The organism is Candidatus Fokinia solitaria, from assembly GCF_003072485.1.
GTDB lineage: Bacteria > Pseudomonadota > Alphaproteobacteria > Rickettsiales > Midichloriaceae > Fokinia > Fokinia solitaria.
In genome coordinates this window covers 538,343-561,352 of sequence record NZ_CP025989.1, presented here as the reverse complement: position 1 = coordinate 561,352, position 23,010 = coordinate 538,343, and the positions used below count along the sequence as shown (strand labels likewise).

The 23,010-nt window shown below is 34.2% G+C and carries 1 protein-coding gene; it reads left to right on the top strand.

What is annotated here, in order from left to right; all coding sequences use genetic code 11:
* Positions 1–302 precede the first annotated feature (302 nt).
* Positions 303–22,970 (top strand): coiled-coil domain-containing protein, encoded by a 22,668-nt coding sequence (locus tag Fsol_RS02515; RefSeq protein ID WP_108673324.1) that lies wholly within the window; start codon positions 303–305, stop codon positions 22,968–22,970.
* Positions 22,971–23,010: the final 40 nt, after the last annotated feature.

Sequence of the window (23,010 nt, the reverse complement as noted above, 5' to 3'; positions counted from 1 at the left end):
ATATATACTAAGAATATGGATGCGAAAAGATGTTCATAATCAGAATGCTTTTTAACTTGCTTTGTTTGAAATAGAGAGATTTTTGAAAGATAAGAGAGTGATATAAATACTACTTCTTAATGGCTCGAATAAAGTATGAAGTCGAATTATATAGCGAAATAATGCATTAGATAGTTGCGATTTATTCTAAAATTAACACTACCTGCACTTTAGTAAAGAAAAATGTGAAAAAATGTAATGTGTTAGATCGGTGATTATGGTACTATCCTCTTGATACTTTTGATACACATTTGCAAAAAGCAATGACACAGCATACGAAGAATGACTCTTCTTTTGGTGATGAACATTTGAGAAAATTACCTTTTAGTGATTCGCTTTTGAAGAAACTTAAAGAGCGATATGAAGAAAGAGGGGTGAATTTTACGATGGATTCTCTTCCGGAAGAAGATGTGAAGTTTGTGAAATATATAGATGAGAGTAGCAAATCTAAAGATGAAAATAAGACTAGTAGCGGATTTAAAGAATCGTACTACGCGATTGCTCGTGATGAGCATGGGTACTTTATAGTAGAAATCGGAAAAAAGAATATTGCACCGTACTATGCGAGTGAAGAGAAGATCGAACAGGCGTTCTTGCTAAAATATGCAAAAGATTTTGACGCTACATACGCGGAATTGATAAAAGAATTTAATCAGCAGGAGCTCTTAGAAGTAAGAGGAAAAGGCGATATTGGCCGAATCCCTTCTTATCTTCCTAAGATGGTTTTTGAAGGTGTTTCGCTTAAATATGTAGAAGCAGAGGCTTTAGATGTAAATATGATAGAAGGAGGGAATATGCAGAAAGAGCCACTGCCAAAAAATGATATTATTACTGAAATTGCTAAAGAATTAGATATTAAGAAGTCGCTCAAATCTGTATCGCATTATATATTTTCAAGTATTGAAGCTAATTTTATAGCAGTTAGACTTAGCACAGAAATTTCGAAGGATTTGTATTTAATCTTTTCTCGAAACGATAAAGAGAAGTTTACGATAGTAGCAACTTCAATAAAAGATGATGAAGTTATAACAGCATATGATCGAGAATATGATTCTTTAGGAAGTTTCAAGGATGATGTAGAAAATTTGTGGAATTTTGCTTTTTGGGAGGCGATAAAAAAAGGAAAGGATCAAGAATTCTTTGGCTATAATATCTCTTTGTCCGACGTGTATTTTGTTGATGAAAAATTAGATTTTACTACTCATGATTTTAAACCTTCTCAATTATTGTCATTACCTCGGCTGAAGAGAAAAGGTGCTTCAATTGAATTATATTTTCAAGATATTGAATATCGAGAATTTATAAAAAGTGCACTTGAAGATTTTAAAAAGGATAGTTCTGTAAAATTAAGCGATTACTATATTGTTAAAGTGGTAGAGCAAAGTGATCATACCGCTATTGCTTGGACTTTAAATATCAATGTAGGTAATGATAGCAAGTTGATTATCATGTTTACTAAAGATGATCATTATACTGCGTATTATGTTACAGAGAATAATGGTCAGCCTGTTATAGAGCTTAAGAGCGCTAGTACTCACTGTGGTGATGGATGTTATTCCTCTAAATCGCCTCATTCAAAAATTCCTTTCTTTACTGCGAAAACAGAAGAAATATCGCTAATGTCTGAGAGCTTTATTACAAGTTTATTTGAATTAGATATTACTAATGAAAGTGCTGATAATAAAAGAAGAGAGAATGTTGGTAGGAGAGAGGATGTTGAGAGTAAAAAGCAAAGTGATGAAGAGCTTATTCATTATATTACTGAAGATGAAAGAGAGGTTAGTAATAGGAAGGAAGGTGATGAAGAGCGTTATAGAGATTTCTATCGTCAATTATGTGAGAAGGCTGGTATAGAAGTTTTTAATGCAGAATTACGATGTGTATTTATTAAGAATACTGCTTCTCATTCGAAGACTACTACTCAGTTATATGTAATTGATGATTTATTCTTAATTTCTAAAGATGCGTCAGGGTATACGTTATATCATGCTGATGATAATGCAGTGCAGTTAGTAGGCGCTGTAGAACTTACATTCAATCTACGTTCTTTTTGTGTTGAATCTAAAGATCTTCCTACAGAGTACGACATGATGAGTACTGATGATGGTAGAAGAGCAGTGATAAATTTTGCTATTGGACACCTGGATTTAGAGGAGACGCAATCAATTGGTAGTATTGATCCTTCTGAATTTGAAGATGCTGCGAATAACGGTATTTTTCAAGGTACTGAAGAAGAATTTATTTCTGAGGAAGAGTTCCAAGGTACTGAAGAAGAATTTATTTCTGAGGAAGAGTTCCAAGGTACTGAGCAAAAACCTACTTTCGAGCAAGAGTCTAATTACAATATTACATCAGAAGTAGGAGGAGATAAGAATTCTTCTGAATTTGAAAATGCTGCGAATAACGGTATTTCTCAAGGTGCTGAAGAAAAATTTATTCCTGAGGAAGAGTTCCAAGGTACTGAAGAAGAATTTATTTCTGAGGAAGAGTCTAATTACAATATTACATCAGAAGTAGGAAGATATAAGAATTCTTCTGAATTTGAAGATGCTGCGAATAACGGTACTTTCCAAGATACTGAGCAAAAACCTACTTTCGAGCAAGAGTCTAATTACAATATTACATCAGAAGTAGGAAGATATAAGAATTCTTCTGAATTTGAAGATGCTGCGAATAACGGTACTTTCCAAGATACTGAGCAAAAACCTACTTTCGAGCAAGAGTCTAATTACAATATTACATCAGAAGTAGGAAGATATAAGAATTCTTCTGAATTTGAAAATGCTGCGAATAACGATACTTTCCAAGATACTGAGCAAAAACCTACTTTCGAGCAAGAGTCTAATTACAATATTACATCAGAAGTAGGGGGAGATGAAAATCCTTCTAAATTTGAAGATGCTGCGAATAACGGTACTTTCCAAGATACTGAGCAAAAACCTACTTTCGAGCAAGAGTCTAATTACAATCATACTACATCAGAAGTAGGAGGAGATGAAAATCCTTCTGAATTTGAAGATGCTGCGGATAACGGTATTTCTCAAGATACTCAAGAAGATCTTATTTTTGTGCAAAAGTCTGACAATGAGCGTATTTTATCAGAAATAGTAGACAGAAGTAAGGAGAATGGCAAATTTGGAAAATTTGAGGGAGAAAGCTTTGCGCATCTTATTATCGAAAGCGGTACTGTGCGTATTATTGTAATATCTCATTCTGGAAGTGAGAGCGGAATGACTCAAAATGAATCAATCATGCATATATCAGATGAGGAAGGTGGTAGAGGTTTATATTATATCGATGACGCTGGAAAAGTGCAGCATTATGTAGATGATGTTATTTCCAGCAAGATGGTTCAATTTATCGGAGAACCAGATCACGTGCTAAACATACCGCGTTCTTTTGCGACAAATGATGCAATAATAAGCCTTATTAACGGTATGGTATATTCAGAATTTAGGCAAAGCGATCTTGATGATAAGATTAGTGAGATAGAAAAGGAAAAATTTTTAGAAGATATGAATCATTTCATAGTAGATGTTTTCAGTAAAAAATTCGGAATTACTGTAGGAGCTTATAAAGTGCTCAAATATACTAATACTGTGGATAACAAAGATTCTTATGTAATTGTTATCAATGCTGATAGTGTTGAGCATGCAGTGATGCTTTTCAGAGAGTCACAGGATGTAGATTGTTATATCATTAATAATGGTAAAGTAGAGAAAGGAGCTAAAGTTCAATATTCTGAAAATTTAGCATTTACCAATGAAGTTAATGCATTATCTGGTAAAGTAGACGACTTTAGTGATGATGTTATTATGGGCTTTGCTAAAGTCGCAGATGGACAGCTTTCTGCTATGGATTTAGAGTGGCTAATGGATAGAAAACCAAATGTTCACGTATTAAGTAAAGAAATAGCAGAAATACTAAAAGGTATTGGAGGTGCTTTTATTTTGCATAATATCAAAGACGTCGTATGTTATGCTGTTTCTAATAAGCAACTTGCATTGAAATTTTCGCTTAATGAATATGAAAAAGACGAAAGAAATGTGTATTTGGTTTTTGAAAATAATGAAGAGGACTTTTATGTAGTATTTTCTGATGTTGCCAATAGAAGAGAAGTGAAAAAAGTATCAGATAAGGCTTTAGCAAGCAGTGCTTATGCAGTGCTAGGCGATTTGAACGGCATTGTAAAAGGTGGTGTGAAAAAATTTCTTGGATTAGAGATTTCTTCGCGTAATACGTATTACAGAAAGGACGGTCTTTTCAATATCGAAGATGCTATTGTCGTTGTAGGCGATGAAGAATACGTTAAGTCTAATTTATTTGAGAGTAATGTTACGCGAGGTACAGTAATTATTGGTGATAGTCGTTTTAGCAGCAGAGATTTTAGTGTACAGCATGATGATTTCTATAAAATACTTGACAGTATTATTACTGAAAGTACTACATTAGATATTAGTGCTGCACTGTTGCAGTATAAGCGAGTAAAACTCGTTATAGGTGATGCCGAGTATGATGTTTTTGTATCTCATCTGAAAGACAGTGGTAGAGTGAAACATCTCTTATTTGTAATGGAGCAAAAAAATATACAACTGTTCTCAGTAGATGATGATGTCGTAACGCAGTTATATACACGATACAATACTTCAGTAGTGCCTTCTAATATTGAGATCGAAGATACGAAGAAATATTTTGGAAAGGTGAAATTTCCTAATGATAATGGCAGTGGATATCTTTATAAGAGTAAATTGATAGAAATCGCTACAGGAAAAGAGCTATCAAGAGGAAGCGATGTAATGAATTCTGAGTTGGAGCAATATATTATGGAAAGTGAAGAATTTTCCGCTGAAATGAAAAGCGCAAGAGCTTCTTTATTCGACGCGTTAAGTTCTGCCGAAGTGACTTTTGGAAATCTAATAAAAAAAGAAAAAGCGAAAGAAGGCGCATCAGAATTTGAAATTGTACTTTTGGCACAATTACTACAATTTTTAAAAGCAGCTCTAGATATAGAGATGTACGTGTATCATAAAGTAAAATTAGCTTCTTCTGAATTAGAAAAAGCGAGTAAGGCGAATCTTGCAATGATACAGACTGTGTCAGATTCATTTAGTGAATTTTATAGCACATTAAACAAAGGAATTTCTTTTAAAGGTACTTTATCGGGTAGCGTATATCGTGAAAATGCTGCATTATTTGCGAAATTATTCGATAAAATTACCAGCTTCTCACAATATGATGAATATCTAAATAAGCGTATAGCTTTAGAGAAGAAATTTTCAACACTGCAAGATTCATCTTTTGTTTCTTCTGATGCAGTGAATCTCTATGATGTTTCTGAAGAATCATTAAAAGAATTGATAGCACTTTTTGGAAAGAATCGGAAAGATGCATCATTCGTACAATCTACTTCTCTAAAGGTAAATCTTGAGTTTGCGCTAAATGGTTATTTTACAGGTAGTGCAAATATAGAGAATGAACGTAATAGTGTTGCTTTGAGAGATCTTGTGAACGTACTCGAGGAGCAATCTGAACAAAAAATACTTGACTTAGAAACGTTATTGAAGACTATCTCGAGAACAGCATTAAATGGAATTGTGATCGTAGAGAGAAGTGGTAAAAAAGAGATGTTATCTTCAACTTTTCCGCGAAAAGCACTAATTGGCGAGATATTACAATGGGCTGCAGATGCAGAAACTTTCTGTAAAGCTATTGCTGGTTATACAACATCAAAAATATCGTCTGTAAGGCAAGAGGTGCTGAAGATAGTAGAAAAATTTACTATGGAAGTTTATGAATTTAAACGTCTTGAAGAATTTTTTAAAGAAGCTGAATTTCCTAGTTATAAAGGAATTCAAGCGATTCAAGATCTTTCGCATAGTAGTTATGAGAAAGATGAGCAATTAAGAAAAAAAGTAGATAGCTTATTGAAAGCTGGAGAAAGTGAATTAAAAGCAAAATGTCAATTTATAATAGAAGTTGGGCAGAGAATAAATCATTTAGCGAACTCTAATATATTTGTGAAAGATGAACAGTGCATATCTTGGAATGACGCTACTTCTGATATTACGTTTGATGGATATTTTGTAAAAGTAAAAGAGGAATATTTATCGATAATGATAAAGAAGCTTCAGGATATTATTATAACTTGGAGTAAGAAAAGTGACGAATTCGTAAAAATGAAAGAGAATATTGATGAACAGGTTCAATACATAGAAGCTAAGAAGATTTTCGAAGATCTACAAGAGCAATTTACTACTACTGAAGAAGAGTTCTTTAATAAGATCAAAAATCATGACAAAAGGCATGGCATTAAATATACAGTATCTCATTCGAAAGAGGCTGCTATAGGTAACTCATTCTCTGATGTAGTTCGTACGCATTTTTATGGTTATTTAGCTAATGTAGATAATAAAGTAAAGTCGCTTTTAGAGGGAAATTGGTGGAAAGCAAATAAAGAAAGTAAGGAACTCTATAATAAATTGATAGCACTTTTACATAAAACAAACGTTGACGATATTATAGGATTACATGATGAATTTGATGAACTAGTATATACACTTCAGCCAAAAGCTATAGCTATTTTTGATAAAGCAATAGATGCTGAGAAAAGTAAGAGAATTAAAGCTACGGAGAAATTAGAAGCGTTGTTTATCGAATGTAAAGATGAACAGAGTAGATGTTCAAAAGAGGATATAAATGCAGCATTAGGCGATCTTGTTACTGAAGAAGGCGTAATGTCATTCAGTGCTACCGGCTATATAACGAGATCGATGATAGACGTTATACAAGAATTCTTCACTAATGAAGAAAGTGAAAAATTCCATAGAATAAAGAAGATAATTAGTGGCATAAGTAATAAAAAAGAGATAGGAGAGAAATTGTGGCAACATGTATTGCGCTATCCCGTAGAAGCTGAGAAATTCAACATAGAGATGTCAAATCTCGAAAAAGCAGCGATAAATGGCACTATGTGGCAAAGTGTGCAAGATGCATTATTAAATGAAAAATTGCATGTAGAGCAGTTTGGAGATTTCATTTCTATAGAAGAAGAAATCTTTGAATATCGGAAGGATGCAATACAGGTGAATGCTTTATTAATCAAGGAAGCTTATGAGTTGATTAAACAGGATGAATCTCTTTCAAAAGGAGTGGAAGATCAGCATGACGCAGATAGAATAGCTAAGACACTTGCAGATGAACGAACATCTTTAATTGCGCAATATAACTTGGTAGAGAGAGAAAAAGAGCTTTTGCAGAGTATTAAAAAGTGGAAATCTTATAATATGGATGTACTTGGTGATATTGAACTTAGAGTCGATAATGTTGAGCAAATTCATAGAGCACAGATGATATATGGCAGTGTTGCAGCTGCTGATTTAGGGTTATCTGTTATCAATAACTTCAATGTGTGCATGAGTGCTCTGGGAGAAGTGCGCGATAGAGTTGTTGAAGACTTTAAGAAAGCAATCGAAGATACGCAGAAAGAATTAATTTCTCAGAGAGATAAAGTTGAATCGTTAAGACTTTTAGCAGTTATTCCGTATTCATCGAGTGAGTTACATGAAAAAGAAAAAGAGATAGCAGCTCTCAGTAAATTGCTAGAAAATACCCAAGAACAATTTGATATCAAATTAAAGGAAGCAGAGGCTAGTTTATCTTCTTTGATGAATGATGTATTTTTTGCAAATATCACTAAAGATGCGCTTTTGATAACAGATGAGAGACTGAAAAATTATTTGGAAGAGCAAAAAGCTACAGCACATAAAGTAGAAGATTATGAAAGCAAAAAACGAGAATTAGGAGATAAAATTGCGGTATTAAAGGAATTTGAAGAGACGCTTGAAGAGGTTCTTTCACGCAGTGATGCTCTTTCTATTGTTATGGATAAAAAAGCGCGCTGGTATTCTATTCTTGAAGAGAGAGTTCAAAGTGGAGATGATACATTAAGAGATATTTTGCAAGAAGATAGTCTTAATTCTCAAGAGCAGGCGGATACTCTATTGGAGAAAATAGAAGCTCATGTCAGACTCTTGAATGGGCAATTAGGAGCATCTGAGCAATCGCAAAGCGATAACGAAGGAGGTGTTTTATCATCGATACTAAAGCCATCTTCAATAGGAGGAAGTATATTGCACAGAAAATCATTAGAAGAATTGCATAAGAGTATTTCATCTTATAAAGCTGGGATGAAAGATAAATTATACGCACCTATCGAAGTAGTAATAGAAAAGAGTAGAGGAGAATTAGAGGTTGCGCAGTATGCTTCATACATAATAGAGTTACAGGATAGTGGTAAGTTAGCGCAAGAACTCGATCTTTTTAAGAAAACATTAATCAAAGATTTTAGCGCTACCTCTATGATCGCTATGTGGTTTCAACAAGCAAAGGGTAGAGTGAAGCAAGTCAGAGAGAAATTTATTGCAGATAATAAACTTAAAAGTGCACAAGAATTACGTCAAATATCATGTTTTTCGAATAATGAAAGCTTAGGATGTGATTCTAAAATTGCAGATGTATACGAATTATCTGAGAAGTATTACAAAAATTTAGATATTTTTGGTTTTGCTACCACTGAACTTCATGAAATTGGAAAAGAGCTATATGCGTTATTACGTTATATTGACGATGGAAGAGATGTAGCAGAAGATACGAAAGGCTTCAACTTGCGTGAAGTTATCAGTACTAACTTAAGAATCACTTCTGAGCATGTAAGGAATCATAAAGTTCATATTAAAGTTTTAGAAGCTGAAAAGAGCGCTATAAGCAAATGGGATGCTGTATTTAAAAGAAAAGTTGAAGCTATAGAGCGAAAATTACATAAATTCTCATCAGAAGCGAAAATCGAAGATTTGTCGTCTAAAATTGCACTTTCCAGAGATGCATTGGATAAGGCTACTACCGCAATTGATGTAAAACTCAAAAATCTTTATATAAAAGTTGAGATTCGTGAATGGAGAGAGAATGTTGTGAAGATTTATGCTGAATTTCAGAAAGCGATAACTGATATATCTATGAAAGAGCTTTTCAAAAGCTTGAAATTTCAAAATTTCAACTTTGCTCCTTTAACAGAATCTAATAGCGTGAAGCTTGCCCTTGAACCTTTTGAAAATTATGTTTCAAAGATGAAGGAATTTAGTGAGTATGAAGCTTTCGAAACTAAGGAAGCGCTAAAGGAAATGGAAGCTTTAAAAGTGGAGATGAATAGTTTTATTTCTACTCAAGAGAATCAGATGAAGATAGCGATAGGTAATATTAAGAGAAATTACGATGCTGTAGAAGCTGCGCTTATACTTGAAGCAAATAGTATAAGAAGTGCTCTTTTAGCTTCGCTTGAAAAGTATGATCAGGACGTATTATTAATGGAGCGAGGTGATATCATAGAGTTGGTGAATAAAGAACAAAATAAGATAGCTTCAGCTTTTAATAGTAATAAAGAACGATTCACAGCTCTTTTAGGAAAAATCAAAGATGAGATAGAGGAAATTAATTATAAAAGATATGTTAATGAAGTTGCTTATAATGAAGATATGTCAGATTCTATTAAAGAATTAATTACGGCATATAGTAATATATTAAAAGCGAAGATTGATGATTTATCTATCGGTTCTCTTATCGATAATTTAGAGCATTCTTATACGAAGTTATCTCATCTGCAGTTAAAAAATGAAGCGCGTGTATTATTAAATGAATATCAAAAGAAAAAAGCTAAGCTAATCTTAGATGGTGTGCGCAGCGGAGAGAAAAACATTTATACAACAATACATAATGAATACGTCTTGGTCTTAGAAAAAGTACAGAATATTCAAGCGCAATTTGAAAAGAATTTGAAAAGCGTTGGTAATATGCTGCCTGATTCTGCGTTATATCAAAAATTTGATGTAAATGACGCTATTATATCATTAGCTAGAGAAGATGTACTGATTTCTGAACAGATTGCAGTGGAGTTGAAGAATGAACTATTGGAACAGGAACAAAATCTACCTTTACAATTATCACATAATCTCATATTTGCGGAGTTACGGCAGCAAATCTTAGATGAAGGAAGGAGGTGCTCTGGAAATGATCGTGAGTCATTTGCTGATTATATTCGTCAAAAATGTATTTCTAAAACTATATTCAATTTTTCACAATTTAAGAAGTACGATAATGGTGCAGTATGTGACGTTTCTGATGTAAAATTTGATAGTAGCGAGCTAGCGCTTTATGATTATACTGGATATCGTTTGCACTATGCAAAAGAGATGCAAAAGGTAGTAAATTCTTTTATACAAAGAAAAGATAATATTGATTCAGTGTTAAGTAATTTATTTGATAAAAGTAATGCTGATATTATCACTCCTGCTGCATTGAAAGATCTTTTACTGAAAAAAGAGATAAATGAGAGTGAAGCATATGAAGTAATTATAGGAATTGTGGATAAAGCAGCGGAACGGTATTCCGTATTTGATATAACTTTTGTGCTGAGTATGGCGCAAAGAGTTTTATATGACAGACTAAGTAGAAGCGTTGAAGATATTAATAAGCTAATTCAAAATTATTCGCTGTTATTTACATCTCATCCTTCTTATGAGAAAGAGAAAGCGATCTTTGATGAGAGTGTACAGAAGCTTGAAAATGCTTGGAAAGATAGTAGTTACTCAAAAGATGGTTTAATTCTAAGAAAAGAGGTAGAATCTCTGTATTCTTATCTAAAAGAAGGTGATTCTGCATCTTCTCATGTTTGGCCGTATAAGTCTGATCAAGAAATCTGTGAGCGTCTGTTATTAGCGCTTCGAGATAAAGAGGAGACATCTGATGCAATTATACAGTACCTTGGAAAATTGGGATTATCGGAAAACAAAAATTTAGTAGTAAAAGAAGCGCTTACAAATTGGTTTAGTAGCGATCGGAAGCAAGTCGCTCTTGATAAATTATTCCTTGTATTATGGGCATCTATAGATAGTGGAGACAGATATCGTGAGTATATAATACAAGCGGAAATGGACTTAGTTGAGAGATATGTGAAGAAAGTTTATAGCGGTAATTCAGCAGTGGTAGAGCTGGTAAAGGATAAAGCTTTCAAAGCTATAAAACAGTCTCAGAGTGCAACTTCAAAAAAAGAGGCATCGAAGAAAGAGATACAGTATAAGTATGATTCTATTTCACCTGAAGAGAAATGGATGTGCGTTAAAATTAGTGAAAAAGTTACTAGTTTACAAAATAGTTATAAGGCATGGAAAGGTAACTCAGTAAAGGTTGATGATACTCTATGGAATGATCCATTATTCTCAACAATAGCATCGAATGTAAGTAGAGCTGCTCTTTTGACGGATTTGAATTTTGCTGATAAATTAGCTGCTAGTAAAGCGATATTGTCTGACACAGATGTAGCGAATATGAGAAGTGAGTTTAGTGCTTTAGAAGATAAGCTCATTCATACTTTGCCGGAGAAAGTGATGAAAATGATCAAAGAGAAGGAGCAATTGGAAAAGATATTGCAGATTATGAAGCATGTTATTCAATTTACTACTGCGGAAGATAGCAGTTCTGTGAAAGCATTTATCAATCAAGTAGATTTATATATCAGTGGAGGAGTTGCTACTATCTCTGATATTTACCATGGTATAGTAGACAGATATAAAGAATCAGAATTGATGATTTTAGTTAATAAAAGTAATAGAGCTACAATAGAGAGGGTTATTAAAGAATTTGAACAAGTGCTACAAGCGAAGAAAAGCGATATTATAAATGAAGCGGTACCATTTTTGAAAGCAGCTGTTGCGGATGATGGTTCAATTCTTAATTCTACTTCTACTGTTTTAAAGGAGATATCAAACGATAAGACAAATCCGTCATTCAATATGCGTTTCGAAGCAATACGTGACGCTCTTACTACTGATAAAAGTGTAGTAGATTTAGGAAAATTAGCAGAAGGTAAAAGTATAATTAATTCATATTTAGACTCTATATCAAATGAAATCTTCAGCTTTCAAGAGAGAAGTAAATTGCTTAATAGCTATATAAGTGTATTAGAAGATAGACAAGAAAATGCGAAGATATTATTAAATACTTTGCAATCGTCTATCGATATTAATGCAGTTAATAATAACTGGAATGAAGCTGCAGAGTTTCTGCAGAATTTGAAACAAATTATTGCAAATGGTAGGAAAAGTAATAGTGAAGGATTGCTTGAAGATTTACGAAAATTTGTTGATAGTACATATGTCGCGAAAGATAATCAGGCTGGCGCTACAGAGTTGTTGAAAGGTGTACGAGAACTTATTGCTGATGGTGAGCAGTATAGTGAGTCAAGATTATTAAAAGAGCTAGAAGCGCTTGTTACGATCTTTAATGTTGATTTACAGCAATTCGAAGAGCAAGTTACTAAATTCTGGAAAGATCTTTCTCAGAATCTTTCTCGAGGCAACGTTTTTGTAGCAAGATATCTAAAAGATATAAAGGGGACTATGAAAAAGTTATCTCCTATTACGGAAGAGCATCGCAAATATGCGAATAGCGCTAATGAGCTAATTGAATCTTTATTGCAAGAGCTTAACCCTGCTTTAGTGAAAGAAAGAGAGATGCTTCAAAGTCTCATATCTTACAGAGATGCTGTAAATGGTAAGAATTTTATCCAATCACAGGAAGAGCTTTTAAAATATCCGCTTTTTAAAGAGATAAAGTCTTTATCGTTTTATGATGCTTACGAAGCCTTGCAATATCAGTTTTTATACAACAAAGAGTTGATGCAATTATCTGCTTATGATGCTTTTAATGCACTTGAATCGGGGCAAGGAAGAAGGAATACGAAAGCAGAATTTATGGAAGTGATAAACGATAAAGCTAATGATGTGCTTTTCTTAGAAGAGCTTCCTCGTGCTTTAACAGGCTATAGAGCGTCAGCTACGATGTCAGATACAGATTTATCAATCTTTGGCGTTACGTCGCAGTTATCTCATAGTGCATCGTTTCCTCTTTTACAAGACGATAAAAATAGAACTCCAGCAGATAAGCTTTTTGCTAAAGCTTTAACGTCCTTCTTTGCGGTACCTGCTAAAGATTCTCCTTCTATCGTAGAAGCTGTTCTATTATCTACTACCAGCACAAATGTTGGAGTACGAAATTTCATCAGCGATGCGATGGATAATATCAGTAAAATTTATGATAGCACTATAGAAGATTTAGCGGGAAATGCCTTAACTTCGAAAGTAAGTGCGACTTATAATACCTTAGATGAATGGAAGAAAACATTAGGTGGAGCTTCACTAAGTGAGGCAGAAATGAAACGTTTCTTCATTGGCGCAAGAGATGAAATATATAAGGAATTGGCGAATTTTGAGAAAAATGCCAGATTATTAGTAGAAGATGCAGCAGAATTTCGTGCTTTAAGTATTCATACTGCTGGAATGTTTGGTTTGAATGTTACGTCAAAAGAAAGCAAAACTGTTTTCCAAAATAGATTTGTAGATTATATAAACTTAGCAACAGCTCTCAAAAAACTTGCTTTGCCAGGAAAATATTACAGCGAAATCATGCGCCAAGCTCTAAAATTTATGACAGATGCATTTCGTTATTTGGACATAAGAGAGGTAGAAACTGCAGCAAGAGGTAGCGTATCCTTCGCGAATGAAAGTAAAGATAAGATATCTAGCATAGTAAAAGAGGTTTTTGGTAAAGATTATATTACTGAGAATGACTTTTTAATTAGCATAAGAACTGAAGTACAAAAGAAAATTACAGATTTGATCCACCAAGGAGTTGTAGTACGAGAAATAGAAAATACTCATCAAATAGCTAATGAGTTGAAAGTCTTAGTAGGATACTTGTTGAAATATGATAGTGAAAATAGCACTTTGTCAGAAAATGATAAGCTGCAGAATTTTAAAACTCTTAAAAATATCAAAGATAACTACTTGCGAAATAATTGGTTTAATAAGCCTACGCTAGATAGAGAACATTGGTGGAATACTTTTACGAAGCAATACCGTACGATATCGGATTCGTACGCAGCAGGAAAGTATATGTCATTTAGTGAGATAGTAAAAATGGCATACTTAAGCATGGTGAACAGTAAAGAGTATGAGAAATATGGAAATGAGTTGAAGAAAACGTATGGTAAATGGCATCATGATTTTGATGGTGTTCTCAATGCTCTGAAGAATAGCAGTGATTTTAGCGATGATAGTGATGTAAAACTTGAAGAAGCGATCGAAAGAAATTCCAATTCTATCGTAGAAGCTTTCTGGCAAAATATTGCAGATGTAGTGCATAAGCTAGGTGCAGAGGAGTTTCCTAATACAGAGTCTTTCAGAGAAAGATTAGGAAAGATGATTCCGTCTCACTTCGGAATGAAAGATGTAATTTCGGAATTTGCGCATACTATATTCTCCACATATTCGCGTTCTGATGCTACGACAAGAGAGAAGATAGATCTTTTCATTGTTGTCGTTAATCAGTTATCTATTGCTGCTACAGGTAGAGAAGGTATAAGTATCAATGCACTGCAAGAAGCACATGGAGGCAAGCTATCACTTCAAATTTTAGAAGAGAAATTATCTAGTATCGTAAACGATCTTAGTGCTATTAAGAATGCTTTTACTGATACAGTGATACAACATCATTCGTCAGCGCGTTTATTCTCAAATGCTGTATCTTTACATGTCAGTGATATCAATAAGGCGTTTATGGCGCCACTATTGGAAGTGGATGTAGAAATTTCACTTTCTCAACAGCTTGCTGCTCAAGTATTGACCAATTTCGTATCTTGCTCTTTGAGAAATGGTAATATTATGAAATATCAAGACAGAGCGAATAGTAACGAAATGCAGCGTATTGAAGCGTTACTTGCTGAAATGCAGTGTGTTGAATGGAATGAAATTTTTGTACCAGAGAAATTATCTAAATCTAGTGTAAAACGTATTCATGATTATCTGAGCGAGAAATTAAGTAATATTTCAGCTGAGCAGTTTGGTGATATATCTTCTATGCATGCTTTCTTAGTAAAAGATCAAGTGCTAAGTCAAGTATTTGGATTAGGAGCTTTACAAGGTATTTTCGATGAATTTAAAGAGTACGTAACGCAAAAATTAGATATGAAGCAAGCCGATATTGCAGAAATGTTTGTCGCGCTTTTGAAAGAGCAATATGCACGCTTTATAGTTAGTGCAAAAGAATCTAATTTGTTAGAAGGTGCGAATGAGATCGTTCCTGAGTATATACCGTTGCAAACTATTGCATTTGCAGCGATCAGCGAAAGATACGATATGAAGAGCATGGAGGATTTTGCTGAAAAATATTTTTATTACTCTGAACTTTTCCCTAAATGTCTTGCGCATACAGAAGCTTCATTCATCAGTTCATCTTGGAAAAGTGAAAATGAAGTAGCGGTACGTAATTATTGTAATAATCTCTTAAGAAATGAAGGTAAAAATCCTGATGATTATACAGAAGTAGTAAGCCTTTTCTCGAGTGCTATTTATCGCATTAGAGAAGATATTGGAGTAGATGCGTTAATTGGAGGAGTTTATAATGCGCAAATTATACAAGATATAAAAGAGTATGTTTTCCGCGACGGTGTTTTAGATTTTGAGAAATATGCTTTAGGTACAGTAGAAAATAACTTTGTTCGCTCATTTGCGGCAAAATTAAAGAAATCAGTAGCTATACCGAAAGTAGAAAAAGAGAAAATAGAGAAAGAAGTAGAGGTAATAACAAAGCGTAGAGATTCTTTATCAAAAAGTGTGAAGGATTTCGAAAAAGTGCAGCAGTCGCTTGGAGGAATATATGCTACTGTGAGCGAGTATTCAGAAGCGAAAAGTGAATTAAATAACTATAAAAAGCATTTCGATGAAAATACTGCTGAGATATTAAAAAATCTGAGAACTGTAATACATCTAGGTGTAGTTCGTGCTAATAAGGATATTGCTACTTTATTTAAAGAGCTTGGTCTTGGTGATTTTTCTATAAAAGATTCTTCTTCATTCAAAGCGCAAGTGCAAAAGCGTTTTAATAAAGAAACGCAATCTGTTACCGAAGAAGTGGATTATTCACTTGGTACGTTGACAGCGAAAGAACCAGAGGAATTTAAAGCAGCTATAACGTCCTTACGTCAGAAGGTCACAGAACAACAATGGAATATTCTTGGCAGTGCGATTTTTAACAGTTATCAGTCGTACAAAGCTCCTTCTGCGGAGAAGATGATCGGTGCTCTCAAATCCCTCAGTACTTATGAGTTATGTGATATCGCAGATCGAATAGGAATTAGTGCTCGTAATCAAGTTATGCCTGATATTTATAGCTTCTTACGTGCTTTCGCAGAGAAAATTGTTGCGAATGGAGAAGATTTTCTTGAAGATTTCGTGCTAACGGCAGAAGAGTTCGATAAAATTAAAGATGCTTTAGAAAAAGCGCAAGTACGAGGTGATGATGTGATTAGAAATCCTAATATAGACGTAAATATCCTAGACATTGATGATGAAGCTTTCCTCAAGTCGCTAGGAGATACGCAGTATCGTCTTGCAGATCTTTTGTCTATAGTTGCAAAAGAAGATAATGATGCTATCGAGTGGTTGAATGACAATCTCAATAATAAAGAGAAAGAAAAGCTAATACGTGCTGTAGTTGCTTCTTATGAAGCTACTGATTCAAAGATAGGTGATACTATTGGGGTAATAGGCCGTATTAGTAACTATCTTAGTAGCTATTTTATCGATCCTTCAGAAGAGAATGCAATTCATAGAGCGGCACTACAAAAGAGATTAAGTAATATACAATATAAGAGCGAAGAATCTGAAAAAAATATGAAGCGCGATATTTCACGCTTTATAGAGACTCAGGTAGAGAAGTTATTTTCATTAGTGGTTGAGATGGCAAAACATCTTGATGGTGATAATGATATGGTCAATGCGCAAGATCTTTTCTCGTTAGTAGATATAATGGAGAAATCTCTTATAGCACATGAAGCTATTTCATCTGACTTTTCTAAAGAAATACATGATGCTGCAGATTCGTTAAAGAAATTAGAAACAGTATCGTTCAAAGTAAAAACTATATGGTCGTATCTAAGAGACGATGAGCCAGTGAGCCTTATGAGCACTATATACTCCGAGATGAAGAACTACCTGCATCAATCAGCTTCAGCAGAGAGAATGTTCATTGAGTCTAATAATAAAGCACTCGATATAAAAGAGATGTTTGTAAGATTATTGGAGCAATTTGATGTTATTCCTCAAAGATTTTTGCAGCTTGATATAGAGCAGCGCGATAAGAGCATTGCTGAGTATATTGCAGAAAGAGAAGAAGAAAATTCAGATATAGCAGGTACGACTGTATTGCGTCAGGTATTTAGTTTCTTGAAATTGTTTAACGCTGATTCGCGTTTGGTAAGTGCAATACATAAGATTATAGAGGATAATGAGCCGTCATATAATCCTAAAATGATGATTGGAGACGCTATGATAGAAGAGCTGTTTTCCGTTCAGCAGCGCGCAGAAGTAATAGATGAAGCGATAGCAGTGTATGATAAATGGTATAGCGAAAATAACGGCAATATCATTACCGCTGCAGAAGCTGCTGAGAATAGCAGTATCATAGAAGATTTAGACAAACAAATTGCAGAGAGACAAGAAAAATTAAAAGTGCTGAATGAGCAGTTATCAGAGGAGATTGTAACGCAGAATATCAATAATTTTAATACTACTCACATAAATATACGAGCTGAAGAGCTAATATATGGAAATTTGAAGGATGTTTTAGCTGACAAGGATTTTGCTAATATACTTAGTGATGCTAAAATGATAGCGAGTTATCCTCATTTTATTAAATTTTTAGATAACGTATTACTTTATAAAACAAATAAGAAAGAGAATTCTATAAACTACATTAAAAAAATGGAAGATGCGCTAAGTGCATTTTTGAAGGTATGTAAGATGATTGCTTCGTTGTCTAAGTACGAGATCTTTAATGTTGATATTCTGAAGTTCGATGACATAGATTCAGTAGCGAAGCTTATAGCAAAATTAGATTTATCAAATATTCAATTAATCTCTGATGAAGGTGGAAAAACAGATAAAGCACTACAAAGCTTACAGAGTGCACTTATTAGCAAATTGCAACAAATTAAGGATATTGTATCTGACGGCGCTGCAGAATTGAGAACTTTGAAAACTGCTTCAATTCCACTGAGTGAGTTTGCTGCTACAGACGCTACGATTTTTGCATTCTTGAAAAATGAAAATAGTATGGCGTTTGGATATAGTGCTTTCTTATCATGTCCAGTAGAAGGTACTCATGGCTTTGCAAATATTGCAGAAAGACAATATCCGTTTAGTATTGAGTTACAGAAAAGCAGTAATAGCTATAATGTTGAGTACTTATTAGCTGATATGAACACAAAGATGTCCGAGGAAAAAGCTAAGGAATGTGGTATCGATAAGATTCCAGACTTTTTGAAACTTGTTTGTGAAAAGACATTTCCGCGCGACAAGGATAGAGATGATAAAGCGCAACATGGAGCAGATAACGAGTATTTTAAAAGATTGCAACGTACAGAAGATGAGAGCTCTGCAAAACTGAGCGTAGATATTAAAAATCTTCAAAATTTATCGGGACAGCTTGTAAATTATATAAAGAAAGAGCTGCAAGATGGAAATATTAAATCATATGAAGACGTGCAATCTCTTGTTGCAAAGGATGAGAAATATTCCCCTAGCATTCAACAGCTTATAAGTAAAATTAATGGAGATTGCGAGTATGCTACGATTTCTTGCAGAACGCTGGATGTAAATGGCATTATAGCTAATATCGATAGCGCACCTTTGCTTGCCTTTAATGAGCATGCAAGAGCGATCTCGATAGCAAATGCTTTAAATGATCATTTGATGAAATTATGTAGAGCGCATGAGAAAGACTTTAGTGATGGTATAGAACAAGAACTCTTACAAAGAGTTTCTGTAATAGAGCGAGCATTTAAAGTTCTTATCGAACAAGAAAAATGGAGATTATCTTCAGAAATGAAGCTTTTTGAAATGCAAAAAGCAGATCCATCGAATCATGAAACTATAGATAAGTATCGCAGTTTGTTGAATGAGCTGCTACAGCATAGACTTAGTGAGAAGAGTGAGATGGAAGCTATCAAGTATTACGAACAAAGTCACATAGTACAGAGAAGGGCAGAGATTGAATACTTAGAGAAGGAGTTGAAGAGTATCGATAAAGTTAATGACGTGACGTTCTCATCTAAAATAGATGATATTCTTTCATCATTTAGAACGGAGTATCAGCACATGCAAGATGCAAGAGAGTACTATTACTCGTATCATACTAAGCAGATGAGAGATACTGTTGTTTCTCAGCAGAAAGAGTTTACAGAACTATTATCACAAAAGTTAGCACCTTTGAGTTTGAATGCTGATAGTTCGTTAGGAGGTAGTGATAGCGTTACAGGAGTTGATTCCGAACTTCGTGAAAAGTTAAAGGAAGATGTAGAGACGGCTAAGACTGATAGATATAATTATATACAACTTTCTAATTTTGCAAAGAAGAATGGGATAGGAATGCATTCTTTAGAAATGATACAAGCTGTTTCTTGGGTATATTCTTATTATAACGTTGATTATAGAGCTTATCGTACTAGTAGTGGAGATTGGACCGCAAAGCAGAAGGAAGATATGATCAGTAAGTCCAACGCTAATATGAATAAATTTATAGCAGGTAGAAATTTAGCGAGTGGAGAGTTAGATATTAGTATGCAAAAAATTAGGCAACTTGTTACATCGATGTACAATGATGACATATCTTATTTTAGGAAAGAGATGGAGAAGGCTTATGCACTTGTAGCTAAAAGTCTAACTGAGTACGTTACGTCTTATAAATTTGAACTTAAAGCTGAGCATAGTGACTTGCGTACTTCGTATTATATGAATGTTTTAAAACAAAGTGCTGCTGCTGAAGCATCTCGTTTAGAGAAGTTTTACCTTACTGATATTATGAAGGTATTAGAAGGGCATAAAAAGTCTCTTGTCGAAGTTGAGAGGTATAATGATGTGAAGGACAAATATGAACTGATTGCAAAGAATCAGCAAAAATTGCAAGATGGACTTTTAAAGCCGATATCTAATTATGAGAGTACTGTAAACTACTCTGCTGTAAGAGAATATGATAGTGCTATAGCGCAGTGTGGTAGTATGTTGCGCAAGTTGGAGAATTTAGAGCAGAAAGCGAGTCAGCTCTCTAAAAAAGAGGAGACTATTAGAGAAGAAATTGGTCAAAATAAAGGATGGAGTGGCAAAAAGAACGAGTATATTGCTTTCTCGAGAGAGATTGAAAGCTTAGGTAATACACTGCCAAGCGGTAATTCTTGTGAAAAAGTAGTACCTTTTAATGATGAGCGCGTTATGAATTATTCAAAGGTGCTACAGTTTATTTTGCAAGAGAATGCTCGAAAAATTGAAAGCAAAAAGCAAACTATACATACGCTACTTAGCAATAAAGTGAGAGAGATGCAGACATATCTCGCGCATAGAGAGCATATGGAGGCGCTTGATAATGTTGAACGTTTATTAGAGAAAAGTACAAAAGCTTTGAATGAGAAGATTTTGAAAATTACGCCTCTTATTATAAATAATGCAATTGATATTGCTGTTTACGAATCTTATGTTGCTGCTGCTAGAGATGATGTAAAGAACAGCGCTGAATATGCTGTGATGAAAGAATTATGCCATAATCGCTATAGTGATGATTGTGATGAAGTAGATAATAGAGTGTCTAATTTCGGTGCAAGTATAATTGGAGATTTGCGCAGCGTAGCAATGGTAGTAGGAAGTGAGTATGCAGAAGCGTTAAAAAAATTAAGCACTGAAACAGAACTTGTAGCGCAGAGGATTGGAAAATTGACAATGCTAGAAGAGAAAGATATACGAAGTGCGGAGGATGAATTGGATAGCAGTATTAATAGCATTAATGAAATTTCTTATGGTAGAGCTGTTACTAACTCTAATAATCTTGAGTTGCATAAAATCCTCTTATTAGAGCTGCAGTCGAAATTTGCTGTAGCTAAATCGAAAGCGATAGAGCAAATAAATAATAACTTTGTAATGAGAAGAGAATATGTTTCACTTAGTAAATATGTAATATTTGATGCGCAAAACAAAGAGTTTAGACAAGATGAGAATGTTAAAAATGATATATGGCTCATAGTACGAGATGGATTTAGAAAAAGTATGGAATTCAATGTTCAAAGTTGTCTAAGTGATGTTCGTCACTTTACAGAACAGAGGATTACCATGCCATCTAAGTATAAGATGCGTGAGAAAGATATTAGTGGAATGGAACAATCATATGAGTCTACCTTACATTATTCCGGATTACGTTGTATTGAGTTGCAAGGATGGCATGACGATACAAAGAGAAAACTAAGCAGTCATTTTGACTCTGTTATTGCTAGAATGATATCGCATAACACAGCAGACGATTCGAAGTTAAAAAATGTAAAGAATGATTTTAGAAATGACATATTAGATATTACTGACGACACATTGCCTGGAGTAGTGCATTCTAGGACGAATTACATGACAGAGACTTTCACTTACTGGGATCAGAGATTCGATAATGTAATGCCTAAAATTTTAGCTGTAAACGCACTGAAGAAAAGTAGCGCACTGAAGAAAGTTGACTTATATTCAAGTGCTTCTGTGTTAGCGAAATTGATCAGTGATACGAACGTTAAAGATATTCAGAATGCGCTGCCGCAAATGATCATAGAATTGTATCATAAAGATTTAGAAGAGATTAGTAACACGATAGCGCAGTATGGCTTTGGCAGTGAGTTAACTGAAAGTAGCACTTGTATGGGCATTATAGAGCATGTACTTACAGAGCTTCCTGATCAGTCTGCGATTACGAAGCGTTGTAAAGGCTTAGATATGCAGTATAATGCTGTTAAATCAGAAGTGGATGCGATATCAAAAGTTATCGAATATGCGAATGATAAAGTGAAAAGCTATGAAGCGTCAGTACGAAGATTGAAAAATGAAAAAGTGAACTTCTTTGATAAAGCGATTAGTGCAATGCAACAATGTGAAACGGAAATTAATGAGTTTGTCGGAAGAGAGTTAAGCACGCTGCCTTATGATATACGCGATGCAGTAAGGAAGAAGATTACTGCTTGTGGTGATCACTTGAAGAAATACTCTGCACAGAAAGCGGAAATACAGGAATGGTCGAGTCGTGATTTCTTAGCTGAATATAAAATAATTGGCTTATATTCTCAGGAATTGAAGCGTTCTATTGATAATGAGCTCTTATGTTACTACTCTGATGAGACGGATGATAAGTTTATTGCTGGAGTTCGTGAATTAGATAAATGCGCTTCAATTTTAGATGCGAGTCGTGCTTATTATATGGATGCAAGAAAAATGCTACACTCAGTGCCGAGTTACTGTGCTCTCTCGCTATTTCAAAAGGAATCTAATTCGCTGATTGCAGAAAAATTACAGATACTCTGCGATTCTCTTAATACGAAGGTAAAGGGGTATGGAATACTATTAGATAGTGGAGAGTCTCTTATAAAGAGTTGGGATGAGTTATATGGTATGATGCAGAACAGCAGTATCTATAAAATAGATTATGAGCAGATAAAAGCTCATTTTATGCAAAGAGCTGCTAATGATCATAACAAAGTGAAGGATTCAATGAAGATAATGCAAGAGAGAGAAGTGATCGTACACTTAGAGAATAAGGAAGATTTGTATATAAAACTGCTCAATAGTAAGTATTTCTGTCGAGATCTTAGTGAAGCTGTATATACTACATATAGTATGGAGACGTGTTATACTGCAATTACGAAGGATGACTTCTTTGTATCTATAGTTGGAGGTGCAGATTATTTTATCATGAATGAATATAATGAGCACAAGGCAGATATTACAATAGATGGAGGAATAGAACACAGTTAATAAGAATGCGTGGCAATATATGATGAAGATTTTATGATAT

Bases quoted from the DNA above. Each gene is read 5' to 3' on its own strand.
- Fsol_RS02515 (WP_108673324.1), top strand. From the start codon at position 303: ATGACACAGCATACGAAGAATGACTCTTCTTTTGGTGATGAACATTTG.